Genomic DNA, 24,542 nt, shown 5'->3' on the forward strand with positions numbered 1-24,542 from the left:
CGGCATTCTCGCTTTCCGGTGGAGGGTACGGCATCCCGTAGGCCCGCGGAGGTGCTTCCGGCATGATCACGACATTAGCGAGGCACCCCGACACAAACCGGCAGCCGACGGCCGGACAACGAGGAAAGACGTTGCGGGGAAAGGGAAATCACGATCGGGTGAAGGTTTCGCGGCGCCGCGGCTCGACGATCAGGGCAACGGAGGCAGCGCAGCGGAGATAGCACAGCGGAGGCGGCCCAACGGCGGCAACGCAATGGAGATAGCACAGCGGAGGCGGGCTCAAAAGGCGACAGGGGGAACGGAGGCGGCGCAACGGCGACCATCGCGGTGAAGCCTGCCGCATACGCCGGGGCCGGGCCGGCAGGGGAGCCGGGCGGAGGACATCCGGACGGGCAGGCCGATACCGGTGATCTGCCCGCCCTGTACGGCGGTCACCGCGTGGCCGACCGGCCTCTGCCCGGCCGCCCGGACAGCCGCACCGGGGGTTCTCCCGCCGACCCGCGGGCCGGGCGGGAGAACCCCGGTACGTCAAGCGGGTAGCTCCACCAGCTCTGCCAGCCTCGCGCGGTGGCGGCCGGGGGTGCCCAGGGCCAGTTCGTTGCTCTTCGCGCGTTTCAGGTAAAGGTGCGCCGGATGTTCCCAGGTCATGCCGATTCCGCCGTGCAGCTGGATGGCTTCTTCGGTGGCGTGCACGGCGATCGGGGCGGCCCTGGACTGTGCGACGGCCACCGCGATCGGTACGTCGTGGCCGGCGGCCAGCGCGTCCGCGGCGTAGCGGGCGGTGGCGCGGGCGCTGACCAGATCGGTGTACAGGTTGGCCAGCCGGTGCTTCAGCGACTGGAAACCACCCACCGGGCGGCCGAACTGGTAGCGGCCCTTCAGGTACGTCACGGTTTCGGTCAGTGCCCATTCCGTGAGCCCGGTCTGCTCCGAGGCGAGAAGACCGGCCGCGGCCGTCAACGCACCGTCCAATGCCGACTCGGCCGCCGCGCCGAGCGCGACCGGTCGCGCAGGAGCCGCGGACAGCGTCACGTCGGCGATTCGCCGGGTCAGGTCAAGGGAAACCGCCTCGACGACGGTCGCGTCGGATGCTTCCACCGCGTACAGACCGGGGCCGTCTGCGGACACCGCGGGCACCACGAGCACGTCCGCCACGGAAGCGTCCGCCACCGTGCGCACCTCACCGGTCAGCGTGCCGTCGGCCCGCACCGTCGAGGGGAACGGCGAGCCGGGGGCAGTCGACAGGGGCACTGCGAGTGCCCCGGTCAGTTCGCCCGCGGCCAGCCGGGGCAGCAGCACGTCCTCGCCGGTGGCCAGCAGCGCCGACGTGGCGAGCACCGCGCTGCCGAGGAACGGCACCGGTGCCACGCTCCGGCCCAGTTCTTCCAGCACCACAGCCACTTCCCTGGCCGAAGCACCGTGCCCGCCGCGCTCCTCGGGCACCAGTAGACCGGCGGCGCCGAGGTCGGCGGCCAGCGTCCGCCACAGCTGCCGGTCGTACGGTTCGGCGGTCTCGACCCGCGCCAGCACCGCGGCGGGGCCTGCCCGGTCGGTCAGCAGCGCGCGCACGGACGAGCGCAGATCCTCTTCGACGTCCGAATACAGCAGGTCCGGCGAGCTCATCGCGGCAGATCCTTCCAGGCGACGTCCTTGTCCACCCGCGGTTCGGACGGCAGTCCCAGCACGCGTTCGGAGATGATGTTGCGCAGCACCTCGGACGTGCCGCCCTCGATCGAGTTTCCCTTGGCCCGCAAGTACCGGTACCCGGCCTCGCGGCCGACGAAGTCGACCTTCTCCGGACGCCGCAACGTCCAGTCGTCGTACCGCAGGCCCTCCTCGCCGAGCAGCTCGATCTCCAGTCCGCTCAGCTTCTGGTTCAGCTCGGCGAAGGCCACCTTCACCGCCGATCCCTCCGGCCCCGGCGCACCGGCGGTGAGCTGCTGACGCAGCCGGTCACCGGCCAGCCGCAGCGATTCGGCCTCCACCCACAGCTGCACCAGCCGGTCCCGCAGCTGCGGGGTGCGCAGCTCGGGCCGTTCCCGCCAGGTTTTCGTGAGCACGCCGAGCATCCCGCCCTCACGGGGCTGCGCGGTGCCGCCGATGGCCACCCGCTCGTTCATCAGCGTGGTCTGCGCGACCTTCCAGCCCTCGCCGACCGCGCCGATCCGCTGGGTGTCCGGGATCCGCACCTCGGTCAGGAACACCTCGTTGAACTCCGCCTCTCCGGTGATCTGGCGCAGCGGACGGACCTCGACGCCCGGTGCGGTCATGTCGCAGAGGAAATACGTCATGCCCTGGTGCTTGGGCACGTCCGGATCGGTGCGGGTGACCAGGATCGCCCACTGCGCGTTGTGTGCGCTGGAGGTCCAGACCTTCTGCCCGGTCACCACCCAGTCGTCGCCGTCGCGCACCGCACGGGTGGCCAGTGCGGCCAGGTCGGAGCCCGCACCAGGTTCGCTGAACAGCTGGCACCACACCTCCTCGCCGGTCCACAATGGACGGATGAAGCGGCGGCGCTGCTCGTCGGTGCCGAACGCGAGGATGGTCGGTGCGGCCATCCCGAGGCCGATCATGATCCGGCCGGGATCGTTGTCCGGGGCTCCGGCCTCGGCGAAGGCGGCGTCGATGCCGGGCTGCAGGGCCCGCGGCGCACCCTGGCCGCCGAGCCCCTCCGGGAAGTGCACCCAGGCGAGGCCGGCGTCGAACCGGGCGCGCAGGAAGTCCAGGCGGGCGGTGGACTTCGGATCGTGTGCGGCGAGGAAGTCCGCGACCTGCCCGCGCACGTCGTCGGCGGTCAGGGTCATCGGCCCGCCTCCGCCCGGTACTTCTTCAGTTCCCGGCGGGCCAGTGAGCGCTTGTGCACCTCGTCCGGCCCGTCGGCGAGTCGCAGCGTGCGCACCCCTGCCCACAGTTCGGCGAGCGGGAAGTCCTGGCTCACGCCACCCGCACCGTGTGCCTGGATCGCTTTGTCGAGAATCCATTCCACGGTGCTCGGCGTGGAGATCTTGATCGACTGGATCTCGGTGTGCGCACCCTGGTTGCCGACGGTGTCCATCAGCCACGCGGTCTTCAGCACGAGCAGCCGCTGCTGTTCGATCCGCACCCGCGATTCGGCGATCCAGTCCTGCACCACCCCGGATTCGGCGATCGGTTTGCCGAACGTCTCGCGCGAGAGCGTGCGGCGGCACATCAGCTCCAGTGCCCGTTCGGCCATGCCGATCGCCCGCATGCAGTGGTGGATGCGGCCCGGCCCCAGTCGCGCCTGCGCGATGGCGAATCCGGAACCTTCTTCCGCGATCAGGTTTTCCGCGGGCACCCGGACATCCTCGAACAGCACCTCGGCGTGGCCGCCGTGATCGCCGTCGGTGTAGCCGAAGACCTGCATGCCGCGCCGGACGGTGAGTCCGGGCGTGTCCCGCGGGACGAGGATCATGCTCTGCTGCCGGTGCGGTGCGGCCTCGGGATCGGTCTTGCCCATCACGATGAAGATCGCGCAGTTCGGGTTCATCGCGCCGGAGATGTACCACTTGCGGCCGTTGATCACGTACTCGTCGCCTTCGCGGCGGATCCGGGTGGCGATGTTGCGCGCGTCCGAGGACGCCACGTCCGGTTCGGTCATCGCGAAAGCGGAGCGGATCTCGCCGTCCAGCAACGGTTGCAGCCACTGCTTGCGCTGGTGCTCGCTGCCGAACATGTGCAGGACTTCCATGTTCCCGGTGTCCGGGGCGGCGCAGTTGACCACGGCAGGCGCCAGATGCGGGCTGCGGCCGGTGATCTCGGCCAGCGGTGCGTACTGCAGGTTGGTCAGCCCGGCCCCCTGCTCGCCGGGGAGGAAGAAGTTCCAGAGGCCTCGCCCGCGGGCCTCGGCTTTCAGGTCGTCGACGATCGGCGGCGGTGACCACGGATCGGTGCGCTCGGCCAGCTGCTGCTGGAAAACGGGTTCGGCAGGGTAGATGTGCGAATCCATGAACTCGAGCAGCTGCCCGCGCAGCTGTTCGGTCCGGTCGTCGAACGCGAAGTCCATTACCTCTCCTCTTTGAGGGTCTCGTTGCCGTGCGAGATCAGGCGGGCGACGCCGTCGCCGATGCCCTCGAAGCCCGCGCCGACGGTCTGGCCTTTGCTGTGCCGGTAGTAGATGCCTTCGAGGATCACCGCGAGCTTGAAGAACGCGAAGCTCACGTACCAGTTGAGCGCGGACACGTCACGTCCGGACCGCTCGGCGTAGCGGGCGATCACCTCGTCGGTGCTCGGGTATCCCGGTGCGGAACTGGCGTTGGACACCATCTGCAGGGAAACCTTGTCCCGCTCGGCGTAGGCGACCAGCAGTGCCAGGTCGGTGAGCGGGTCGCCGAGCGTGGACATTTCCCAGTCCAGCACCGCGCTGATCCGGTCCCGGTCGTCCACCAGCACGTTGTCCAGCCGGTAGTCGCCGTGCACGACGGAGGCAGGCCCGGACGCGGGCAGCTTCGCGGCCAGCCGGTCGTGCAGTGCGTCGACGCCGGGAAGGTCGCGGCTGCGCGAGCCGTCGAGCTGCTTCTTCCAGCGCCGCAGCTGCCGTTCCAGGAACCCTTCCGGGCGCCCGAAATCGCCGAGCCCGGCGGCTTCCGGATCCACTGCGTGCAGATCGACCAGGGTGTCCACGAGCGCGTCCGCGATCGCCTTGGTGCGCTCGGCGCCGACCTCTGTCAGCTGCTCGGCCGAACGATACGGCGTGCCCTCGACGAATTCCATCACGTAGAACGACGCACCGAGCACGTCCGGATCGGTGCACAACAGCACCGTCTGCGGTACCGGCACCGGGGTGCCGGCGAGTCCGGTGAGCACGCGGAACTCGCGGCCCATGTCGTGCGCGGTCGGCAGCACGTGCCCGAGCGGCGGGCGGCGCACCACCCAGCGTCCGGCGCCGTCGGACACCAGGTAGGTGAGGTTGGACCGGCCGCCCTGCACCACCTCGGCGGTGAGCTCGCCGCCGACGAGCCCCGGGCGCTCCCGGTCCAGATGGGCACGCAGCCGGGTCAGGTCGAGTCCGGGTGGGTCGGTGCGGGTCATCGAGCCTCCTACGGGTGGTTCCTCGTCGCGGTACCGACTAGTCGGTATGTCATACCGGAAAGCACCCGGCCCTCGCCCGACCGGGTCCCGGCGCGCCCCGATCGGTGCGCGCCGGGGGAGTCACCCGATCAGCCTGGAGACCGTCTCGGCCACGCAGGCGGGCTTGCTCTCGCCCTCGATCTCGACCGTCCAGCGCACCACGGCCTGCTTTCCGCCCGGCACGTCGGTGATCTCGATCAGCTCGGCGCCGCCGCGTACCCGCGAGCCCACCTTGACCGGCTGCGGGAAGCGCACCTTGTTGAGCCCGTAGTTGACGCCCATGGTCAGCCCGTCGACCCGGTAGATCTCCTGGCCCAGCATCGGGATCAGCGACAAGGTGAGGAACCCGTGCGCGATGGTGGTGCCGAACGGCCCGTTCGCGGCCCGTTCCGCGTCGAGGTGGATCCACTGGTGGTCGCCGGTCGAATCGGCGAACTGCTGCACCTGGTCCTGGGTGACCGGGTGCCATTCGCTCTCGCCGAGGTGCTCGCCCACGGCGGCGGCGAATGCGGCGAGGTCGGGGAAAATACGCATCGCGCTCAGTCCTTCGGTCCGCCGGCCACGTAGATGACCTGACCGGACACGAAACCCGCGCCCTCGCTGACGAGGAACGCGGCCACGTTCGCGATGTCCTCGGGCGTGCCGACCCGCTGCACCGGGATCTGCGCGGCCGCGGCGGCCTTGAACTCGTCGAAGCTCATCCCGACCCGTTCCGCGGTGGCCGCGGTCATGTCGGTGGCGATGAAGCCCGGGGCGATCGCGTTGGCGGTGACGCCGAACTTGCCCAGTTCGATGGCGAGCGTCTTGGTGAAGCCCTGCATGCCCGCCTTGGCCGCGGAGTAGTTGACCTGCCCGCGGTTGCCCAGCGCCGAGGTGCTGGACAGGTTGACGATCCGGCCCCACTTCTGCTCGGTCTGGTACTTCTGCACCGCGCGGGTCATCAGGAACGAGCCGCGCAGGTGCACGTTCAGTACCGAGTCCCAGTCCTGTTCGGTCATCTTGAACAGCAGGTTGTCCCGCGTGATGCCGGCGTTGTTGATCAGCACGGTCGGCGCGCCGAGTTCCTCGGCGACCCGGGTCACGGCGGCATCCACCTGGTCGGCGTCGCTCACGTCGAGTGGCACACCCACGGCGCGACCGCCGTCGGCGACGATCGCCTCGGCGCCCTCGCGCACGCCCGCCTCGTCGAGGTCGAGCAGTCCGACGGCGAACCCGTCGGCGGCGAGGCGGCGGGCGACCGCGGCACCGATGCCACGGCCGGCGCCGGTCACGATGGCCACGCGGGAAGGGGAATCGCTCACGGGGGTCTCCTCATCGTCGAGAAACATCGTCGCGGAACCGTCGTCCGGCGGTTCCGCGGCGAGTCGCCGGGAAAGCAGGGCACTGGGCAGTCTGCCGCGTTCCGGCGATCGCCGCAGGCGGCTAAGCGTACGCTTATTACGAGAACCACGCGAGCCCTTCCCCGTGCGGCAATTTTCTCAGGCATTTGACTTAACGAGGCAGTAGGCGCCACTATCCGGGGACCCGCTTCGAAAGTCAGGAGCACGACCATGTCCGGATCGCCCCGTCCGCTGAGCGCGGGCAGCACGGTGGGCGACTGGCTCGATCACCCCGAGGGCGGCGCGCTGCTGCGCGAGCTGATCACGGAAGGCGGGGCGGATCCGGCCGTGCTCGCCCCGGCCCGCGGGCTGCCGTTGCGGCAGCTGGCCGAGCTGAGCCAGGGCAGGCTGCCGGACGAGGTCGTGCAGGGTCTGGTCCGGCGGGTCAACGGCGGCCTGCTGCCCGAGGAGCAACCGGAGTCCGGATGGCGCGAGCGGATCGTCCCGGACCGCTTCACCGGCCGCACGGTCGTGGTGACCGGGGCGGCGTCCGGGATCGGCAGGGCCACCGCGGCACGGATCGCGGCGGAGGGCGGCCGGGTCGTCGCGGTCGATCTGGCCGCGGACGGGCTCACCTCGCTGGCGCAGGAGACCGGGGCGGCCCCGGTGCCCGCGGACATCACCGATCCCGCCGGGGTCGAGCGGATCCTGGCGGCGGCCGGTGACCGGGTGGACGGGCTGGCCAACGTCGCGGGTGTCTCCGACGACTTCTCCCCGGCGCACGAGGTCGGTGACGAGATGTGGCGGCGGGTCTTCGCGGTGAACGTGGACGCCACGATGCGGCTGATCCGGGCCGTACTGCCGTCGATGCTCGACGCCGGCCGCGGTTCGGTGGTGAACGTGGCGTCCGAGGCGGCGCTGCGTGGTTCGGCGGCGGGGGTCGCCTACACCGCGTCGAAGCACGCGGTCGTCGGGATCACCCGCAATTGCGCATTCATGTACGGGCCGCGAGGTTTGCGGTTCAACACGGTTGCGCCCGGCGGGGTGGCGACCGGGATCGCCCGCGATCTGCAGTGGTCGGAATTCGGCTCCGAGCGGTTGCGTGAATTCCACCGGCTCATTCCGCCGATCGCGACCGCGCAGCACCTCGCCGCGTCGATCACGTTCCTGCTCAGTGACGACGGGGTGAACATCAACGGGGCGGTACTGCCGTCGGACGGGGGCTGGTCGGTGCAGTGACCCGCACCGGGACCGCGAGCGCGGCGAGTGCGCTCAGTTCGGTGAGCGCCATTCCGCGCTCGACCAGACCCAGCGGGATGATCAGCCACCAGCGTTGATCGGTACCGGCGGCGACCGCGATGGCGCCGAGGAGCACGGCGAACCAGGCCAGCGACAGTACGGCGAGCAGCCGGGCGGCGAGGCGGCGGCGTGGCGAGTCCGGGAACACCGGGCGGGCCGCGACGAGCACGGCCAGCGGCAGGCAGACGAACGCCACGACGCTTGCGATCCGGTGCAGCGTGCCGCCCGCGCCGGAAGCGGCGGCGTTGGTCCAGTCGGTCTTCGGGAACGCGACGACCACCAGCAACCCGATCGTCCACAGCGCACCGAACACGGCCGCGGCGGCCGGCAGCCGCCGTTGCCTGCGCAGCACGGTGAGCGTGAGCGCGGACCCCGCAGCCACGAGCGCGACGGCGAGGTCGAACACCCACTTGTTGTCCGACAGCCCGTACTCGCTGATCGTGCGCTGGGTGACGCTGATCTCGTCGGTCGGCGGAACCAGCTGCAGCAGCAGGACCAGCGCGGCCCCGGCGGCGAGTGCGGCGACCCCGGCGAGGGGGAGCAGGACGGGGCGGCGGTCCCCGGGCACGGTGGGCATGTGGTCAGCCTGCCAGGTGCGGGATATGTCCGGAGTGAACGAATGACCCGGTCACCGCACGGGTGCCCGGACGGCGGACCGGAACCCGGCACGAGAATGCCGTGGCGCTTTTACCATCCGTATACCCGACCGTCATGGGGACGGGGTTGGATCGGACCGGGCGGGATCGGGTCCACAGTGGACGTGTCCGGCGCCGCCCGCGGGCACTGCCGCCCTGGTCACAGGCCGGTTTCGTTGTGGCCAACAACAAAGTATGAATGATCTACGTGGCGGTTGGCAAGACCCTCGTGACCAGGTCTAGACCATCGTCGGGTAAAGGAGGGCAGAGTAGTCGGTGAGTTATTGACATTGTCCGCTCGCCCTGTGATTCTCAGCTTCACGCGCAATTGACGGAAGATCCCCCGACAACCCGTTCGGACTTCTCATGTGGCACAGATTCCTGGTCCCCCCGCTGAAGCTTAACCGCCGGGAAGCCGTTGAATTCGGCAGAGATGCGCGAAGACCACAAGCCTGATCAGGTCACCGTCGACCGTTTCCCGGTGCCGGGAGTGTGGTTTGCCCGGTTTCGGCAGGTTGGCTCGCCTGCTTGTCCCGCCTGAACCGCGGGCACTTCTGCGCACCGCAACTACCGCAGTCGCTGCCCCGCCGGAAGTGGCGATGAACCGCCTCGGGATGCCCGCACACGCAGATCTTCTCGCCGGTCATGTGGTGCGTTCACTCCTTGCTGCGCATTGCAGCGCCGCGGTCTCATCTCCTCCGGTGACCAGTGTAGCCGAACCCGCGCCGACGACGTCGCCGAAGCGGTGCCGGTGCCCGGGTTTCCCCGATCCGGAGCGGTTTCCGCCGCCACCACCCGCTCCGCCCGTTTTCCGATGCCAGTGCGTGCGCCGCCCGACGGCGACGCCGTTCCGACACCCGTGAAAGGTGGCCATGCGTACTCCCGATCCCCGCATCACATTGGTCATACCCGTGCTCAACGAGGCGAGAAACCTGGAGGTGGTGCTGCCCACCCTGCCGCCGGTGCACCAGGTGATCGTGGTCGACGGGCATTCCGCCGACGATTCGGTCGAGGTCGCGCGGCGGTGCCTGCCGGAGGCGGACATCGTCCCGCAGACCCGCAAGGGCAAGGGCAACGCACTCGCCTGCGGGTTCGAGCGGGTGACCGGTGACATCGTGGTGATGGTGGACGCCGACGGGTCCGCCGCACCGGAGGAGATCCCCGCGTTCGTCGAGACACTGGTCGCCGGTGCCGACTTCGCCAAGGGCACCCGGTTCGCCGCCGGCGGCGGGAGCGACGACATCACGCTGCTGCGCCGGGCGGGCAACGCGGTCCTCAGTGGACTGACGAACCTGTTGCTGCGGACCCGGTTCACCGACCTGTGCTACGGCTACAACGCGTTCTGGGCGGACGCGATCCCGGCGCTGGGCCTGCCCTCGTCGGCGGGCACGGAGCCCCGCTGGGGCGACGGGTTCGAGGTCGAGACGCTGATCAACTGCCGGATCGCGCTCGCCGGGCTCAAGATCGCCGAGGTGCCCAGCTTCGAGCGCGACCGGATCTACGGCACCAGCAACCTGGACACCTTCCGCGACGGACTGCGGGTGCTGCGGGTGATCTTCCGCGAATCGGTGCGGTCCCGCCGCAACCGCCGCCGCGGTGAGGCCGCGGTGTCCGGTTTGGACCGTGTGGTGGGCTCATGACCGAACGGCATCCCGCGGTGTCGGTGGTGCTCTGCTGCTACACCGAGGACCGCTGGGACGACGTCGTGGAGGCGGTGAAGTCGGTGGGCGGGCAGACCCGCCCGCCCGCCGAGCTGATCGTCGTCGTCGATCACAACCCCGCGCTGCTGCGGCGTGCGAGCGAGGCACTCGGCGCGCCTGCCGTGCGGGTGCTGGAAAACCATCACCGGGCCGGTCTCTCCGGTGCGCGCAACACCGGTTATGAAGCCGCGACGGGGGAGATCGTGGCCTTCCTCGACGACGACGCCACGGCGGATTCCTGGTGGCTGGAGGAAATGCTGGCGCCGTACGCGGATCCGGCGGTCGCCGCGGTGGGCGGACGGGCGATCCCGGCGTGGCCGGACGGTTCGGCGCCGCGGTGGCTCACCCCGGAGCTGTACTGGATCGTCGGCTGCGGCTACACCGGTCAGCCGCAGACCCGCGCCGAGGTGCGGAACCTGATGGGCTGCGCGATGTCGTTCCGGCGGGCACACCTCGAACGGCTGGGCGGATTCGCGGAGAGCGTCGGCCGCACCGCGGCGCTTCCGCTCGGCTGCGAGGAAACCGAGCTGTGCATCCGGCTGCGGCAGGAGGTCCCAGGGGCGAAGGTGGTCCTGGAACCGGCCGCGACGGTGCGGCACCGGGTCACCCCGAACCGCACCGCCCGCGGCTACATCCGGCACCGCAGCTGGGCCGAAGGGATTTCCAAGGCCGCGGTGTCCCGGCTGGTCGGAAAACAGGACGCGTTGGAAACCGAACGGTCTTACCTGCGTTCCGTGCTGCCGAAGGCGGTGGTGCGCGAGCTGCGCGGAGGAAACGTCGCCGGGGTCGGCGGCATCGTGGTCGCCACCGCGGCAGCCGGCGCGGGGTATCTGCGTGGCCGGCTGCGTCCGTTCGAACCGGAGCCCGAAACGTCCTCGATTCCGGTCCGCACCGTCGATCTGGCCGACGAGTCCGAAGTGGACTGGTCCGGCGAGGCTGCCGCGCTCGTGCGCTCCGGTGAGGTGGTGCTCGGCTCGGTGCGCCGTCCCGAGGACGCCGCCGTGCTCGCCGGCAGGCTGGCCGCACAGCGGGACGAACGGCCGCCGCGGCCGGAAACGCTGCCGCGGGTCAGCGTCGTGCTGGCGACCGCGGGCAGTCCCGACGACGTCGCCCGGTGCGTGCGGAGCCTGCTGGCCACCGGGTATCCGGACCTGGAAATCCTGATCGTGGACAACGTTCCCGACGGGCCCCGTGCGCAGCTGCGCGAACTGTCCACAACAGACGACCGGATCCGGCTGCTGCACGAACCGGTGCCGGGCGCGAGCCGGGCACGCAACCGGGGCGCGCGCGAGGCGACCGGCACAGTGCTCGCGTTCACCGACGACGACACCGTGGTGGACCGGGGCTGGCTCGTCGAACTGGTCGCGGAACTGGCGCAGCCCGGCACGCCGTGCGTCACCGGCCTCGTCGCGCCGTTGTGCCTGGACACACCCGCGCAGGTGTGGTTCGAGGCGTTCGGCGGCTTCGGCAAGGGCTACCGGCGGCAGACCTTCGACGCGGACCCGCACCGCCTGCAGTCTCCGGGGCGGTTCGGTTCGGGCAACAACATGGCCTGGCGCCGGGACGCTTTCCTCGCCCTCGGCGGCTTCGACGAACGGCTCGGCCCCGGACGGCGTACGAAGTCCGGCGAAGACCTCGACCTCTACCTGCGGCTGGTGCGTTCCGGCGAGCGGGTGGTGTACACGCCGCACGCCGTGGTTCGGCATGAACACCGTGCCACCGAAGGGGAGCTGCTTCGGCAGCTGCGCGGGTACGGTACCGGCCTCGCCGCGATGTACCTTCTGCACGCCGCCCGCCCCGGTGGTCTTCGCGAGCTCGCCCTTGCGGTGCCTCGCGGACTGCCCCGGCTGCTCGGCAGGCGGTCGGACAATGCCGGGACCACCGGGACCGGCGCTGAGCCGCCTGCGGTTCCGCGGAGGCTGATCGTCGAGCAGCTTCGGGGAACCGTGTCCGCACCACTGGCCTTGCTGCGGGAGCGCGCCCGGTGACCGCACGAACCATGACCGCGGTGAGTGCCGCACTGCTCGTCGTCACGCTGGGCACCGCGGCGCTCGCGGTGGCCGGCCTGACCGGACCGGTCCGGCTGTGCGTCACCCTGCTGTTCTTCCTCGCCGTCCCCGGCTGGTCGGTGGTGGCGTTCTTCCGGCCGGGCACGTCGTCGCTGACCTGGGCGCTGGTGCTCGCGGCCAGCCTCGCGCTCGATCTGCTCGCTGCCCAGATCATGTTGCTGACCAGCTGGCAGCCCGGACTGGCCTCGGCCGTCGGGCTGGCCGTCTGCGGGGTGCTGCTGGTCGTGCACCTGGCCACGGCGCAGCGTCCGGCAGGAGGTCGCCGGTGACGAGTTCGGCAACCGCGCCCGCGGCCTCCGGCGGCGTCCGGCGCGCACTCGGCGCGGGCACCGCACTTTCGCTCAGCGCAATGATCACCGGCGTGGCCGGGCTGGTCTGCTGGGTGGTCGCGGCGGGCACCCTGCCCCCGGACGCGGTCGGGCGGGCCGCTTCGTTCGTGTCCGGTTTCGTGCTCATCGCGGGCATCGCGCAGCTCAACGTCGGCCTCGGGCTGCTGCGCTGGCTGCCCGGCGCGGGCGGCCGCAGCGGCGCGCTGGTCGGGCGCGGCTACCTGGTGGTCGCGGCGACGGCGGTGGCCGGCGGGATCGTGTTCGTGCTGCTGCCGGTCGGCAGGCAGGCCGCACCCGGTCCGCTCGCCGCGCTGTTCGTGCTGGCGAGCGTGTGCTGGGCGCTGTTCCAGCTGCAGGATTACGTGCTGGCCGCACTCGGCAAGGTCTGGTGGGTGCCGCTGTTCAACGGCACGTTCGGGCTCGCCCGGATCGCGGTCCTGCCGGTACTCGGCGCGACGCTCGGTTCGCTCGGCGTGCTCACCTCGTGGGTGGCCCCGACGGTGGTGTGCACCGCGGTGGCGAGCGTGCTCGTCGTCCTGCAGGCCCGCCGCAAGCGCGCCGAACCGGCGCTCGTGGAGCTGCCCTCCGGCCGCGCGGTGGTGTCCTTCCTCGGCCCGACCTACCTGGCCACCATCGGCACGACGGTGCTGTACAACGTGGTCCCGCTGATCGTCACCGACCGGTTCGGCCCGGCGAGCGGGGCGGTCTTCTTCGTGGTGTGGAACGGCCTCACCGCCACCGACTACGCGCTCAACGGGTTCGTGAACTCGATGGTGCTGCGCGGTTCGGGTGAGCCGGCCGAACGCCCGGCGATCCTGCGCGCGGTCGGCAAGCGGCTTTCGCTGCTGGTCGGTGCCGGCGCAGTCGTCGGGCTGGTGCTGGCGCCGGTGCTGCTGAGCCTGTTCGGGCACGCCTACGCCGAGGAAGGCACGGCCGCACTGCGGATCGTGCTCGTCGGGGTGGTCGCTCGCACCGTCGTCGCGCTCAGCGTCGCCGCCCGGCTGATGGACGGCAACGGCCTCGGTGCGGCGCGGATCCAGCTGTCCGGCACCGTGCTCGTGGTGATCGGGGTTCTGCTGCCGACCGGGGGCCTTGGCCTTGGCGGTCCGGCGCTCGGGTTCACGCTGGCGCAGTCCCTGGTCGCGGTGACGGTGCTGCCGGGGCTGATCCGGCGGATGCGTGAGGTGGCGCGATGAGCCTGCTGCTGACGAAACCGGAGGAGACGGTCGCCGAAGAACCCGCGCCACGGCGGAGGGGATGGCTTTCGCCGGTCCTCGGTGTGCTGGCGGTGGTGCTGTACGTGCTCTTCCTCGCCCCCGTCGACCCCGGCAAGCTCGGGTCACTCGGCCTGATCGCCGCGGTGCATCCGGCGGTGCTGGTGGCGTTCGTCGTGCTCGCCACCGCGTTCGTGCTCGAAGTCCGGGCCCCGCAACGGCGTGCCTGGCTGCTCACCCTGCTGACCGTGCTGGCCCTGGTCGGCATGTACGGCCTGCCCTCGATCACCGAGCCGGTCGCCCGGCTGCCGGTCGCCTGGCTGCACGCGGGCTGGGCCGACTACATCGGTGCCCACGGCGAGGTGCTGCACGGGTTCGACGCGCGGTTCTCCTGGCCTGCGTTCTTCGCCGCGACGGCCTGGCTGAGCGACCTCGCCGGGATCGGGAATCCGGAAGCACTGCTGGCGTGGGCACCGCCGGTGCTGACCGGGCTGGCCGCGATCGGCGTGCACGCGGTCGCCACCGCGGTGCTCGGCCGTGGCCGGGTGCCGTGGCTGGCGGCCTGGGTGTTCCTGTGCGTCAACTGGGTCGAGCAGGACTACTTTTCCCCGCAGGGCCTGGTTTTCCTGCTCTACCTCGGTGCGCTGGCGGTGGTGTTCCGGTGGCTGTGCGGTGACGTCGCGCCCCGGCGCCGGATCGTCGCGTCGTTCGGGCTCGTGCTGCTGCTGGTGGCACTCGCCCCGACACACCAGGTCACGCCGTTCGCCTTCGCGGCAATCCTGTTCGTGCTCACCGTGACGCGGAAGATGCGGGTCCCGTGGCTGCTCGCGGTCGCGATCCTCACGCCGTTGACCTGGCTGGTGCTCGGCGCGAGCGACTACTGGGTGGGGCATCTGCACGTGCTCACCGGCGGCATCGGCGACCTTTCCGGTGCGGTGCAGGAGAACGTGCAGGCCAGGGTGTCCGGCGATCCGGGCCGGTTCACCGTGCTCGGCTTCCGCTTCGGGCTGGTCGGGCTCCTCGGGGTACTCGCCCTGGCCGGCTGGTGGGGCCTGCGCACCCCGCGCGGGCGCCCGATCGTGCTCGGCGTGGCGGCGATCGTGCCCGCCGGACTGGTCGCTCTCCAGTCCTACGGCGGGGAAATGCTGCTGCGGTCCTATCTGTACTCGCTGCCGCTGCTGTGCACGCTCGCCGGTGCCGGGCTCGACCGCTGGCTGCGCACGGCGCGGGCGCGCAAGCTCGGGACCGCGGCGGTGATCGTCGTGCTCGGTGCGTCGTCGGTGGTGCTGGTCGGCGCACGCGGTGGCAACGACAGCTACGTCGCCTTCCGTGCCTCCGACCGCGAGGTGGTCGCCGAGGCCTACCGGCTGGCCCGGCCGGGCCAGCGGATCGCGGCGCTGACCGCCTACGCCCCGCTCGACTGGGCCAGGGTCGGGGAGGTCAAGCAGGGTTCGCTCGAACGCACCTGTCCGCCCGCCCCGGACGTCGGCTCCTGCGTGCGCCGGGTCGGGCCCGATTTCGTGGTGCTCGACCAGGCGCAGGACAACTACGGCGTGACACTGCTCGGCCTGCCCGCGGGCTGGACCCGCAGGGTCGACACCGAGCTGGTCTCGTCCGGCGCCTACCGCGAACAGCTGCGGATCGGTGATTCCGTGCTGCTCGTCCACCAATCCGGAGGTACCCGATGACCGATTCACCCGCGCGGCTGCTCTACGTCGGCTGGACCGGGCAGGGCAATCTCGGCGACGACGCGATCGCCGACGCACTCCTGCCGCGGCTCACCGGCGTCGAGTCCTGGCACGCGCCGCACGATCCGGCTGCGCTCGCGCGCCGGATCCTCGACGGCGGTGCCCGCGGTTCGGGCGCGCGTGCGGTGCTGGTCGGCGGCGGCACGGTGGTCGGCAGGCGCAACTGGCGGCTGCTGCTCACCGCGACCGGGCTCGTGCTGGCCCGGCGCAGGCCGTGGCACCTGATCGGGATCGGCGTGGAGGATCCCGCGTTCCAGGGGCGGAATTCGTTCTCCGCCGGAGGAGAACTCGGCCGCTGGCCGAAGCTGCTCGAACGGTTCGACCGGGTCACCGTGCGCGGCCCGCGGTCCGCCGCGCTGCTGGCCGACGCCGGGGTGAGCGCCGAGATCGTGGGAGATCCCGCGCTGCTGCACGAAGCCGCCGAGGCCGAACCTCGGGAACGGCTGCTCGGCGTGAACCTCGGATTCGGCGACGACCTGTGGGGCCACGACCACGAGCGGGTGGTCGACGCGGTCGCGGATCTCGTGCGCGGCACCGCAGCCGACGGATGGTCCGTGCGGTTCCTGGTGATCAACCCGAAGGACGAACCGCTCGCCCGTGCCGCGCTGCAGCGCTCCGGCGTGCCCGGGGAAGTCCGCACCACCGGCACCGTGGACAGCTACCTCGCCGCGGTGGGGGAGTGCACGGTGCTGGTCGCGGAACGGCTGCACGCACTCGTCCTCGGCGCGGTCGCCGGGGTGCCGCTGGTCGGCCTGGAATACCAGCCCAAGTGCGCGGACTTCCTCGCTTCGATCGGCGCGGAGGACGCCTCGGTGCGCACGGACGTGGTGAACGCGGACATCCTGCGCACCCACGTCAGCGATCTCGGCAGCCGCCGGGACGTCGAAGCGAAACGGCTCGAGGGCCGCGTCGAGGAGCTGCGTGGCCTGCTGCACACCGAGCTGGACCGGATCCGGGCCGGCGCCGAGGTGGGTGCCCGGTGAGCGGCCTCGCCGGACGGCTGGTCCGGGAACTGCGCGTGGAACTCGGGTTCCTGACCCGGCGGGCGCTGCTGAACGTCGTCGCGGCGAGCACGTTCACGCCGCGGCCGTTGCGATGGGCGCTCTACCGGACGTGCGGGATGGCCGTGCGTACGCCGAACGTGTTCCCCGGGCTGCAGATCGCGGGCAGACCGGGCAACCTGGAAGTGGGCAGCGGGACGTTCGTGAACACCGGGTGCTTTTTCGAGCTCGTCGCGGAGGTCTCGATCGGCCGCGACTGCCAGCTGGGCATGCAGACCATGGTCGTCACGTCGCACCACGAAGCGGCGGGCGGCGGGGTTTCGCGTCGGCCGGTGGGCAGGCCGGTGCGGATCGGTGACCGGGTGTGGACCGGTGCCAGGGTGACCGTGCTGCCCGGGGTGACGATCGCGGACGACGTGGTGCTCGCGGCGGGCGCGGTGGTCACCAGGGACTGTCCCGAACCGGGGCTGTACGCCGGGGTGCCGGCGCGGCTGGTGCGGTCCGGTGTCCCGGTGGGCGCGCCGTGATCGGCGGGCTGGACTGGGTGGCGGCGGTGGCGTTCGCCGGGCTGCTGGCGCTGGTGCTGACCCGGACGGTGGTCGCCGAGCACGGCACGGTCGACAGACCGGTGTTGCGCCGGATGGACATCGCGGCCGTTGTGGTCGTGGTGGTTTTGGTCGCGGCACTCGTGGCGAGGGTGCTCGCCGAGCTGTGAGGAGGCGTAACCGATGACGAACCGGACGACGCGTACCGCGGTGGCCGCGGTGGTGGGACTTCTGCTCGGCGCGCAACTCGGCGGTGGCGCGGCGGAGGGGCAGGAACACGCTGCACATGCCCGCAGACTGATCGCCGAGGACGATTTCACCGGCGCCAAACTCGACACCACGAAGTGGTCGCCCTACAACGCGAAGTCGTCCAACGGGATTTCGCAGTGGAGCCCGGACGAGGTCGGCGTCGGCGGCGGGGAACTGCGGATCAACGGGCACGGCAGGGACCCGAGCGGCAAGACCAACCGCTCCGGTGCGCTGTGCTGGTGCCGCGGAGCGGGCAACCAGGCGTACGGGCTCTGGATGGTCCGCGCGAAGTTCGACGCCGGCAAGGGCTACGGCCCCGCGATGCTGCTGTGGCCGCAGTCCAACCACTGGCCCGAGGACGGCGAGCTGGACCTGGTGGAAAGCGCGCAGCCGAAGCGCACCACCGCGCTGTCGTCGGTCCACTGGGGTTCGCTGCCGAACGGCAAGCGCGAGAGCGGCAAACTGTGGGGCGATTACACCCAGTGGCACACCTACGCGGTGGACTGGCAGCCGGATTTCGTGAAGTACTCGATCGACGGGCAGACGGTGTACGACACCCGGTACAGCTTGCAGAACCCCGGCATCCCGAAGAATCCGATGCACCTGGTCATCCAGCAGGAGCCCGGCCCGTTCGGCGCGCCCAGCTGGATCCCGGCGCCGGACGCGTCCACCCCGGACCAGGTCATCGTGCACGTCGACTGGGTCAAGATATACAAGTGAGCAGGCGGGCCGCCCGCCCGGCGGCCGCAAGCCGGCGTCCGGTCGTCCGGGGTCAGGCCGCCCGGCCGGACCCGGTGACCTGGGCACGCAGCATCCGCAGCGTACTGTGGTCCACAGTGGACGGTTCGGCGGAGAGCCAGCCGCCGATCTCGTGCAGGAACAGCTCGGGGGTGAGCGGCGGAGCGGGTTCGCCGTCCGGTTCGGCGGTGCTCACCTCGCCCTCGCGGCTGGGGTACACGATCATCGCGCCGCGCACCGCCACGTTCGGCACCAGCTCGCGGTAACGGTCGAGGCTTTCGGTGAGCCGGCTGCCGCCGCCGCGGAAAGGACGGCCGTTGCGCAGCAGCCTGCCGTCCGTCCCGGTTTCGTAGTGCCCTGGCAACCACTGCTTCGATTCGATCAGTACCAGCCGCCTGCCGCACAGGACCGCGTGGTCGACGTCCGCGAACACCGAACCGGGCCAGGCGAGGCCGTGGAAGATGCGGGCGCCGGGCAGCCGGGTCAGGTACCGCTCGAGCAGGTCGGCGGTGAGCCGTTCGGCCAGCTCGTCGGCCTCGGTCCCGGGGGTGCCGAACACCGCGTCGCTGCCGAACTCCGCGGCGAACTCGTGCCGGGCCCGTCGTGCGCCGAGGAAACCGCGGGCCAGCCGCTGCACGAGCAGTGCGGTGCCCGCGGTGAGTGCCAGCCACACCATCAGCACCGGCGGCGTGAAGTCCACCCCGGCCGGCAACGGCAGCAGCACCAGCACCACTCCGGCGACCGCGGCGACGACCGGGGTGTGTCCCGGTCCGCGCCGCCTGCCGTGCCGCATCCTCGGGTCGTCTCCGGCGAACGCCCACCAGGCCAGGTCCTCGGGCACCAGGTCCGTCGGCTCCGGCACGAATCCGGGCTGCTCGCCGAATCGCCGCCGGGCCCGCGGGCGCGCCGGCACGGTCCCGGCGTCGTACCGCGCGCGGCGAACCGGGTCGCCGAGCGTGTCGTAGGCTTCGCGCAACAGCTGGAACGTGCCGGCGTTGCCACCCGCGTCCGGATGCCGTGCCTTGGCCAGCCTGCGGTACGCGGCCTTGATCTCCGCGGGCGACGCCGTCTTCTCCACGCCGAGAACCGCGTAGTAGTCGGCCACGATCGCGCTCCACCTCCGGACTGCGGCGCGGCAACCCACCTCCGGACTGCTGCCAGGCAACGATATGGGGTCGCCGGCCCCCTCGCCACCCACCTCCGCGGCGCGCCGGAGTGAACTCTGGTAAGGCTTCCCGGCCGTCGCCGGACGTGCCGGTGCGGCCGGTCGCCGCGGTGGGGTGAGCCACCCCGGTCCGGACCGGGGTGGCGCCGCATCCGGTGCTGGAGGGCCGGCACCCGCGCGGCCGGACGGCCGGTCCTTCGGCAACTTTCCGGACGCGGCCCTTCCCGTCCCGGTACCCCGTATGTTAAGAACCTTTACTAACTACGGGACGGAGGCGCGACGTGAGCTCATCCACCCGGCCGGGGGACTCCACGGCGACCGAGCTGCCACGGGCCGGCCTCGAGCGGCGGATCGGGCCGCTGCAGGCGACCGCGATCAACATGACGCAGATGTGCGGCATCGGCCCGTTCGTGACCATCCCCGCGATGGTCGCGACGATGGGCGGTGCACAGGCGATGTTCGGCTGGATCGTCGGCGCGCTGATCGCGCTCGCCGACGGGCTGGTGTGGGCCGAACTGGGCGCGGCCCTGCCCGGTGCCGGCGGGACCTACATCTACCTGCGCGAGGCGTTCCAGTACCGGACCGGGCGGCTGATGCCGTTCCTGTTCGTGTGGAGCGCGGTGCTGTTCATCCCGCTCATCATGTCCAGCGGCATCATCGGGCTCGTCCAGTACCTGGGTTACCTGGTGCCGGGGGTGACCGACGAGGCCGGGGTCACGCCGCTGGGCAAGGTCATCGGCATCGCGGTCGTGGTGCTGATCGTGCTCGCGCTGTTCCGCCGGATCGGGCAGATCGGCAAGCTCACCACGGCGCTGTTCGTGATCATGCTGGCCGCCGTGCTGACCGTCGTGACCGCCGCGTTCAGCCATTTCGACGGTGCTCGGGCGTTTGCCTTCACCCCCGGCGCGTTCGGCTCCGGCGGCGCGTTCTGGGGCGGTCTCGGCGCCGGGCTGGTGATCGCGATCTACGACTACCTCGGCTACAACACCTCCGCCTACCTCGGCGGTGAGGTGCGCACCCCCGGCCGGACGATCCCGCGCTCGATCTTCTTCTCCATCCTCGGCATCATGTCGCTGTACTTCCTGCTGCAGGTCGGCGTGCTCGGCTCGATCCCGCTGGAACAGCTGAAGACCGCGACGTCGGTGGCTTCCACGGTGCTCGAACAGGCGTGGGGCTCGGCCGCAGCGAAGGTGGTCACGGTGTTCATCGTCGTCGCCGCGATCGGATCGGTGTTCGCCGGTCTGCTGGGCGGATCGCGAGTGCCCTTCGAAGCCGCGCGCGACAAGGTGTTCCTGCCGTGGTTCGGGAAACTGCACAAGCGGCTGAACATGCCCACCGCGGGGGTGCTCACGATGGGCCTGATCACCGCGATCGGCTCGCTGTTCACCCTGACCGACGTGATCAACGCGGCGGTCACCGTGCTCGTGCTCATCCAGTCGCTGGCCCAGGTCGCCGCGATCTGGGTGCTGCGCCGGCGCAGGCCGAACCTGCAGCGGCCGTACCGGCAGTGGCTCTACCCGGTGCCGACGATCATCGCGCTCGCCGGCTGGGTCTACATCTACGTGTCCGCCACGACGCTGTCGATCCTGTTGTCGGTGGGCTGGATCGTGCTCGGTCTCCTCGCCTACCTCGGCTATGCGGCGGCGGAGAAGACCTGGCCGTTCGGGCCGAAGGAGATCCGCGAGGCGTTCGCTTCGCCGGTCGAAGGGGCGCAGGCATGAGGAAACCGTTGATCGCCGGGATCGCCGCGCTGGTCCTGCTGCCGGGTGTGCTGAGCGCACCGGCGTCCGCGCAGCCGTCGCTGCCGTCGGCGCCGCACGGGCAGTCCAGCATCGGTACGGCAGGCTGGCAGGTGCTGAGCACCGCGAAAGTCGCCGACGGCGGCGACCGGGTTTCACAGCCGGGCTACTCGACGTCCGGCTGGCTACCGGTGAAACCCGACGACGCGGGTGCGCCGGGCACCGAGATCACCGCGCTGCTGCAGAACGGGCAGTGTCCGGACGTCTTCTACTCCGACACCATGCGCAAGTGCTTCGGGTACGTGGACAAACTCGGCCCGGTGACCACGGAGCCGTTCTCCGATCCGTGGTGGTACCGCACCGACTTCGATCCCGGGTTCCGGCAGGGGAAGAACGCGAAGCTGACCATCCCGGGCATCGTCGGCGAGGGCGACGTGTGGGTCAACGGGACGATGGTGGCAGGCAAGGACGTGGTGAGCGGCGCGTTCGCCGGGCACAGCTTCGACGTGACGAAACTGCTGCGGCCGGGCAAGAACAGCCTGGCGATCAAGGTCTATCCCAACGATCCGACGAGCATGTACACCGTCGACGGCGTCGACTGGGGCCAGCTCCCGCCGGACAACGGCACCGGCATCCAGTATCCGCCCACCCTGCAGCTGTCCGACGCGCTCACCGGTGACAACGCGCATGTCGTGCAGGACAACGCCGCCGACCTCTCGACGTCCTCGCTGACGGTGAAGACGGACGTGACCAACAACGCGGATTCCGCGCAGACCGGTGACGTGGCAGCCACGATCGAACCGCCCGCGGGTGGCGGCGAGCCGATCGTGGTCACGCAGCGGGTCACGGTTCCCGCGCACCACAAGCAAACCGTGACCTTCACGCCCGCGGGGTTCTCGCAGTTGAAGATCGAAAATCCGCAGCTGTGGTGGCCGTATTCGATGGGCGGGCAGCCGCTCTACACCTTGCGTACCGGCGTTTCCCAGGGTGGTGTCACCTCGACGTCCACTTCGGACACCTTCGGGATCCGCACGGTGACCTCGAAGCTGGTCGGCAAGTCCGAGCCGCTGCCCGCCGGGGCCCGGCTGTTTTCCGTGAACGGAAAGGACTTCGTCTTCCGCGGCGGTGGTTTCGCACCGGATCTGTTCCTGCGCTACGACCGGGCCGACACCGCACACCAGATCGCGTTGATCAAGAACCTGGGCCTGAACGGCGTGCGGATCGAGGGTCACGACCTGCCGCAGGACTTCTACGATCAGGCGGACCGGGCCGGGCTGCTGGTGATGGGTGGATTCCTCTGCTGCGACGCCTGGCAGCCGGAGGCGCCGGACAAGCTGACCGAACGGGACTACCGGATCCTGCACGATTCGGCTTACTCGATCGCGCAGGCCGAACGCAGCCACCCCAGTGTGTTCACCTACGGCTGGAGTGACAACGAGCCGCTGCCCCGGCAGGAGAGCGAAACGCTCAATGCCTTCCGCGACGCCGACTTCCGGGTTCAGGTGGTCGCCTCCGCGGAGTACAAGAGCACCCCGACGCTCGGCACTTCCGGGGAGAAGGAAGGTCCCTACGACTGGGTCCCGCCGTCCTACTGGTACGACACCTCGCATTTCTCCGGCGACGATCCGAGCCGCACCAACGCGGGTGGCTCCTGGGGTTTCGCGAGTGAACAGAGCGCCGGGCACACCGTGCCGACACTCGATTCGATCCGCCGGTTCCTGTCCCCGGCGGAACAGGCGAAGCTTTGGCAGGATCCGGCGTACCACCAGTACCACGCCAATTTCGAGGCCGAGCACGGCGGTTACGCGTTCGGCACGCTCTACACCCTCGATCAGTCGATCACGCACCGGTATGGCAGCTGGGATTCACTCGAGTCCTATGTGGAATCAGCGCAGATCGCGAACTACGAGAACGCCCGCTCGCAGTTCGAATCGTTCCTCGCGCATTCGACAGACCGGGACAATCCGGCCACTGGCGTCGTGTACTGGATGCTGAACAAGGGCTGGCCCACCCTGTTGTGGTCGCTCTACAACGACGACGGGGACCAGCCCGGTGCGTTCTTCGGTGCGAAGAAGGCGAACCAGCCACTGCACGCGCTTTATGCCTACGACTCGGGCACGGTCACCCTGGACAACCTGGGTGCGCACACCCAGGCCGGGCTTTCCGTGCAGGCCAAGGTTTACGACACCGCGGGCAAGGTGCTCGACGACCAGACCGCAGGCGGGCTGTCGCTGGGCAGCCAGGACGTGCGGACCGGCGTGCTGAAGCCCGAGGTGCCCGCGGAGACCGCCCCGCCCGCCAAGGCGCAGGCCTACTTCGTGGAGCTGCAGGTCCGCCAGGGCGGGAAAGTCGTGGACCGCAACGTGTACTGGCTTTCCACGCAGAAGGACGTGGTCGACTGGGACAAGACGCTTCAGCAGCCACAGGCCACGTTGAGCCAGTACGGCGATCTGACCGCGCTGCGGGACCTGCCGGAGTCGCAGATCGGCGTGACCACCTCGACCCGGCCGGCGTCCGGTCCGGACGGTGCGGACACTGCGACCACGGTGACGGTGAAGAACACGTCGAAGACGCCGGCGGTCGCGTTCTTCCTGCGCGCGGACGTGCGCCGCGGCAATGCGGACGGCCGGCCGGCCGCGGGGGACAGCCAGCTCGCGGCGGCGATGTGGGACGACAACGACATCACACTCTGGCCCGGCCAATCGCAGACGCTCACGGTGACCTACCGCTGCGCGGACCTGCACGGCGCACCCGCGGTGATCAGCGTCGGCGGCGCCAACACCGAGCCGGTCGCCACCGCGGCCGGCGGACCGCTCGGCGGGGCGACCGAGTGAGGGCAGACGACCGTGTCCTTGGCATCGATTTCGGCGGGACCAAGGTCGCGCTGGGGCTGGCCGACCGCGCCGGAACCCTGCTGGCCACCCGACGGCTGGACACCGACGCGGAGGCGGGTGCGGAGCAGGTCGTCACCCGCGCTCTCGCCGCGGCGGCGGCGCTGGTCGAGTACGAGCGGACGGGCCTCGGCGCGATCGGCGTGGTGAGCCCGGGGATCGTGCTGCCGGACCGGATCATGCTGGCGCCCAACGTGCCCGGCTGGGAACGGCTGCGGCTGGCGGAGCTGGTGTCCGCCGGGTTCCCGGGGGTCCCGGTGACGGTGGGCACCGACGCGAAGGCGGCCGCGCTGGCGGAGTGGACCTGGGGCGCGCTGGCCGGTGCCGATCCGGCGGTGTTCCTGTCGCTCGGCACCGGAATCGCCGCGGCGGTGCTGATCGGCGGACGGCTGCTGACCGGTGCGAACGGCGCCGCCGGCGAGATCGGCTACAACCTGCTGTCGCCACAGGATCGCGGGGGTTTCGCCGGTGGATCGGCGCCACTGGAGGAGGCCGTCGGCGGGCGCGGGCTGGGCAGCCGGGCGAGCGCGGTGCTCGGCCGCCCGGTGACCGCGGCCGGATTGTTCGCGCTGGCCCGGGAGAACGCACCGGCCAAGGAACTGGTCACCGCGGCGCTGGACGAGCTGTCCATGCACGTGGCGAACCTGGCGATCGCGTTCGATCCGCACCGGATCGCGGTGGGCGGCGGCCTGGTCCGCTCGGCTGACGTGCTGATGCCCGCGTTGCGGGAACGCCTCGCCGCGGCAGTGCCGTTTCCGCCGGAACTGGTCGCCGCCCGCTTCGAGCAGGACGCCTCGTTGCGCGGCGCAGTGG

At 70.8% G+C, this 24,542-nt stretch carries 21 protein-coding genes; 13 read left to right on the top strand and 8 right to left on the bottom strand.

What is annotated here, in order from left to right; genetic code table 11:
• Positions 1-528 precede the first annotated feature (528 nt).
• From ABD793_RS00830 to fabG, 6 genes are all read right to left on the bottom strand, one after another.
• Positions 529-1,623, bottom strand: a complete 1,095-nt coding sequence (locus ABD793_RS00830; RefSeq protein ID WP_344854262.1) for an acyl-CoA dehydrogenase family protein — start codon at positions 1,621-1,623, stop codon at positions 529-531.
• Positions 1,620-2,804: an acyl-CoA dehydrogenase family protein gene (locus tag ABD793_RS00835; protein ID WP_344854263.1), complete on the bottom strand. Its 1,185-nt coding sequence runs from the start codon at positions 2,802-2,804 to the stop codon at positions 1,620-1,622. Before ABD793_RS00835 ends, ABD793_RS00830 begins: the two co-directional genes overlap by 4 nt.
• The gene (locus ABD793_RS00840; RefSeq protein WP_344854264.1) at positions 2,801-4,024 is read right to left on the bottom strand and encodes an acyl-CoA dehydrogenase family protein; all 1,224 of its coding nucleotides are present in this window, start codon (positions 4,022-4,024) and stop codon (positions 2,801-2,803) included. The genes ABD793_RS00835 and ABD793_RS00840 overlap by 4 nt, the downstream gene beginning before the upstream one ends.
• Complete coding sequence (locus ABD793_RS00845; protein WP_344854265.1) at positions 4,024-5,049, bottom strand: phosphotransferase family protein; 1,026 nt, start codon at positions 5,047-5,049, stop codon at positions 4,024-4,026. The genes ABD793_RS00840 and ABD793_RS00845 overlap by 1 nt, the downstream gene beginning before the upstream one ends.
• Before the next feature lie 120 nt (positions 5,050-5,169).
• On the bottom strand, positions 5,170-5,622 hold the full coding sequence (locus ABD793_RS00850) for a MaoC family dehydratase (protein ID WP_344854266.1): 453 nt from the start codon (positions 5,620-5,622) through the stop codon (positions 5,170-5,172).
• Between the two features lie 5 nt (positions 5,623-5,627).
• A complete protein-coding gene (gene fabG, locus ABD793_RS00855) occupies positions 5,628-6,389 on the bottom strand; it encodes a 3-oxoacyl-ACP reductase FabG (RefSeq protein ID WP_344854267.1) in 762 nt (253 codons plus the stop codon).
• 249 nt (positions 6,390-6,638) lie between these two features.
• Between fabG and ABD793_RS00860 the strand changes: the two genes are divergently transcribed.
• Complete coding sequence (locus ABD793_RS00860) at positions 6,639-7,646, top strand: SDR family NAD(P)-dependent oxidoreductase (RefSeq protein ID WP_344854268.1); 1,008 nt, start codon at positions 6,639-6,641, stop codon at positions 7,644-7,646.
• On the opposite strand, the gene ABD793_RS00865 is transcribed toward ABD793_RS00860, so the two are convergent.
• Complete coding sequence (locus ABD793_RS00865) at positions 7,600-8,283, bottom strand: DUF998 domain-containing protein (RefSeq protein WP_344854269.1); 684 nt, start codon at positions 8,281-8,283, stop codon at positions 7,600-7,602. The two genes, ABD793_RS00860 and ABD793_RS00865, sit on opposite strands and share 47 nt — an antisense overlap.
• Before the next feature lie 930 nt (positions 8,284-9,213).
• Between ABD793_RS00865 and ABD793_RS00870 the strand changes: the two genes are divergently transcribed.
• Genes ABD793_RS00870 through ABD793_RS00910 form a run of 9 tightly spaced genes read left to right on the top strand, consistent with a single transcriptional unit; the run spans position 9,214 to position 17,916 of the window.
• Positions 9,214-9,981, top strand: a complete 768-nt coding sequence (locus tag ABD793_RS00870; protein ID WP_344854270.1) for a glycosyltransferase family 2 protein — start codon at positions 9,214-9,216, stop codon at positions 9,979-9,981.
• Complete coding sequence (locus ABD793_RS00875; RefSeq protein WP_344854271.1) at positions 9,978-12,029, top strand: glycosyltransferase; 2,052 nt, start codon at positions 9,978-9,980, stop codon at positions 12,027-12,029. Before ABD793_RS00870 ends, ABD793_RS00875 begins: the two co-directional genes overlap by 4 nt.
• Entirely contained in the window at positions 12,026-12,379 is a 354-nt protein-coding gene (locus tag ABD793_RS00880) for a hypothetical protein (RefSeq protein ID WP_344854272.1), read from the top strand. The genes ABD793_RS00875 and ABD793_RS00880 overlap by 4 nt, the downstream gene beginning before the upstream one ends.
• The gene (locus tag ABD793_RS00885) at positions 12,376-13,635 is read left to right on the top strand and encodes a polysaccharide biosynthesis protein (RefSeq protein ID WP_344854273.1); all 1,260 of its coding nucleotides are present in this window, start codon (positions 12,376-12,378) and stop codon (positions 13,633-13,635) included. Before ABD793_RS00880 ends, ABD793_RS00885 begins: the two co-directional genes overlap by 4 nt.
• Complete coding sequence (locus tag ABD793_RS00890) at positions 13,632-15,341, top strand: hypothetical protein (RefSeq protein WP_344854274.1); 1,710 nt, start codon at positions 13,632-13,634, stop codon at positions 15,339-15,341. The genes ABD793_RS00885 and ABD793_RS00890 overlap by 4 nt, the downstream gene beginning before the upstream one ends.
• Positions 15,338-16,384: a polysaccharide pyruvyl transferase family protein gene (locus ABD793_RS00895; RefSeq protein WP_344854275.1), complete on the top strand. Its 1,047-nt coding sequence runs from the start codon at positions 15,338-15,340 to the stop codon at positions 16,382-16,384. The genes ABD793_RS00890 and ABD793_RS00895 overlap by 4 nt, the downstream gene beginning before the upstream one ends.
• Positions 16,381-16,929, top strand: coding sequence for an acyltransferase (locus ABD793_RS00900; protein ID WP_344854276.1), 549 nt, complete (start codon positions 16,381-16,383; stop codon positions 16,927-16,929). Before ABD793_RS00895 ends, ABD793_RS00900 begins: the two co-directional genes overlap by 4 nt.
• The gene (locus tag ABD793_RS00905) at positions 16,926-17,117 is read left to right on the top strand and encodes a hypothetical protein (protein ID WP_344854277.1); all 192 of its coding nucleotides are present in this window, start codon (positions 16,926-16,928) and stop codon (positions 17,115-17,117) included. Before ABD793_RS00900 ends, ABD793_RS00905 begins: the two co-directional genes overlap by 4 nt.
• 13 nt (positions 17,118-17,130) lie before the next feature.
• Complete coding sequence (locus tag ABD793_RS00910) at positions 17,131-17,916, top strand: glycoside hydrolase family 16 protein (protein WP_344854278.1); 786 nt, start codon at positions 17,131-17,133, stop codon at positions 17,914-17,916.
• A 52-nt stretch (positions 17,917-17,968) separates the two neighbouring features.
• Here ABD793_RS00910 and ABD793_RS00915 read toward each other — a convergent pair whose 3' ends face one another.
• Positions 17,969-19,039 carry a J domain-containing protein gene (locus ABD793_RS00915; RefSeq protein ID WP_344854279.1) on the bottom strand — a complete coding sequence of 357 codons (1,071 nt, stop codon included), beginning with the start codon at positions 19,037-19,039 and terminating at the stop codon, positions 17,969-17,971.
• 341 nt (positions 19,040-19,380) lie between these two features.
• On the opposite strand from ABD793_RS00915, the gene ABD793_RS00920 reads away from it, so the two are divergent.
• The 3 genes from ABD793_RS00920 to ABD793_RS00930 all read left to right on the top strand — a co-directional run.
• On the top strand, positions 19,381-20,820 hold the full coding sequence (locus ABD793_RS00920) for an APC family permease (RefSeq protein WP_344854280.1): 1,440 nt from the start codon (positions 19,381-19,383) through the stop codon (positions 20,818-20,820).
• Entirely contained in the window at positions 20,817-23,672 is a 2,856-nt protein-coding gene (locus ABD793_RS00925; RefSeq protein ID WP_344854281.1) for a glycoside hydrolase family 2 protein, read from the top strand. The genes ABD793_RS00920 and ABD793_RS00925 overlap by 4 nt, the downstream gene beginning before the upstream one ends.
• Positions 23,669-24,542 (top strand): ROK family protein (locus tag ABD793_RS00930; protein WP_344854282.1); only part of this gene is annotated, 874 nt, incomplete at its 3' end. The genes ABD793_RS00925 and ABD793_RS00930, both read left to right, overlap by 4 nt.

Source organism: Amycolatopsis ultiminotia (genome assembly GCF_039536925.1).
Taxonomy (GTDB): Bacteria; Actinomycetota; Actinomycetes; order Mycobacteriales; family Pseudonocardiaceae; genus Amycolatopsis; species Amycolatopsis ultiminotia.

Bases quoted from the DNA above. Each gene is read 5' to 3' on its own strand.
- ABD793_RS00875 (WP_344854271.1), top strand. From the start codon at position 9,978: ATGACCGAACGGCATCCCGCGGTGTCGGTGGTGCTCTGCTGCTACACC.
- ABD793_RS00860 (WP_344854268.1), top strand. From the start codon at position 6,639: ATGTCCGGATCGCCCCGTCCGCTGAGCGCGGGCAGCACGGTGGGCGAC.
- ABD793_RS00830 (WP_344854262.1), bottom strand. From the start codon at position 1,623: ATGAGCTCGCCGGACCTGCTGTATTCGGACGTCGAAGAGGATCTGCGC.
- ABD793_RS00840 (WP_344854264.1), bottom strand. From the start codon at position 4,024: ATGGACTTCGCGTTCGACGACCGGACCGAACAGCTGCGCGGGCAGCTG.
- ABD793_RS00865 (WP_344854269.1), bottom strand. From the start codon at position 8,283: ATGCCCACCGTGCCCGGGGACCGCCGCCCCGTCCTGCTCCCCCTCGCC.
- ABD793_RS00845 (WP_344854265.1), bottom strand. From the start codon at position 5,049: ATGACCCGCACCGACCCACCCGGACTCGACCTGACCCGGCTGCGTGCC.
- ABD793_RS00910 (WP_344854278.1), top strand. From the start codon at position 17,131: ATGACGAACCGGACGACGCGTACCGCGGTGGCCGCGGTGGTGGGACTT.
- ABD793_RS00870 (WP_344854270.1), top strand. From the start codon at position 9,214: ATGCGTACTCCCGATCCCCGCATCACATTGGTCATACCCGTGCTCAAC.
- ABD793_RS00895 (WP_344854275.1), top strand. From the start codon at position 15,338: ATGACCGATTCACCCGCGCGGCTGCTCTACGTCGGCTGGACCGGGCAG.
- ABD793_RS00890 (WP_344854274.1), top strand. From the start codon at position 13,632: ATGAGCCTGCTGCTGACGAAACCGGAGGAGACGGTCGCCGAAGAACCC.
- ABD793_RS00835 (WP_344854263.1), bottom strand. From the start codon at position 2,804: ATGACCCTGACCGCCGACGACGTGCGCGGGCAGGTCGCGGACTTCCTC.
- ABD793_RS00850 (WP_344854266.1), bottom strand. From the start codon at position 5,622: ATGCGTATTTTCCCCGACCTCGCCGCATTCGCCGCCGCCGTGGGCGAG.
- ABD793_RS00925 (WP_344854281.1), top strand. From the start codon at position 20,817: ATGAGGAAACCGTTGATCGCCGGGATCGCCGCGCTGGTCCTGCTGCCG.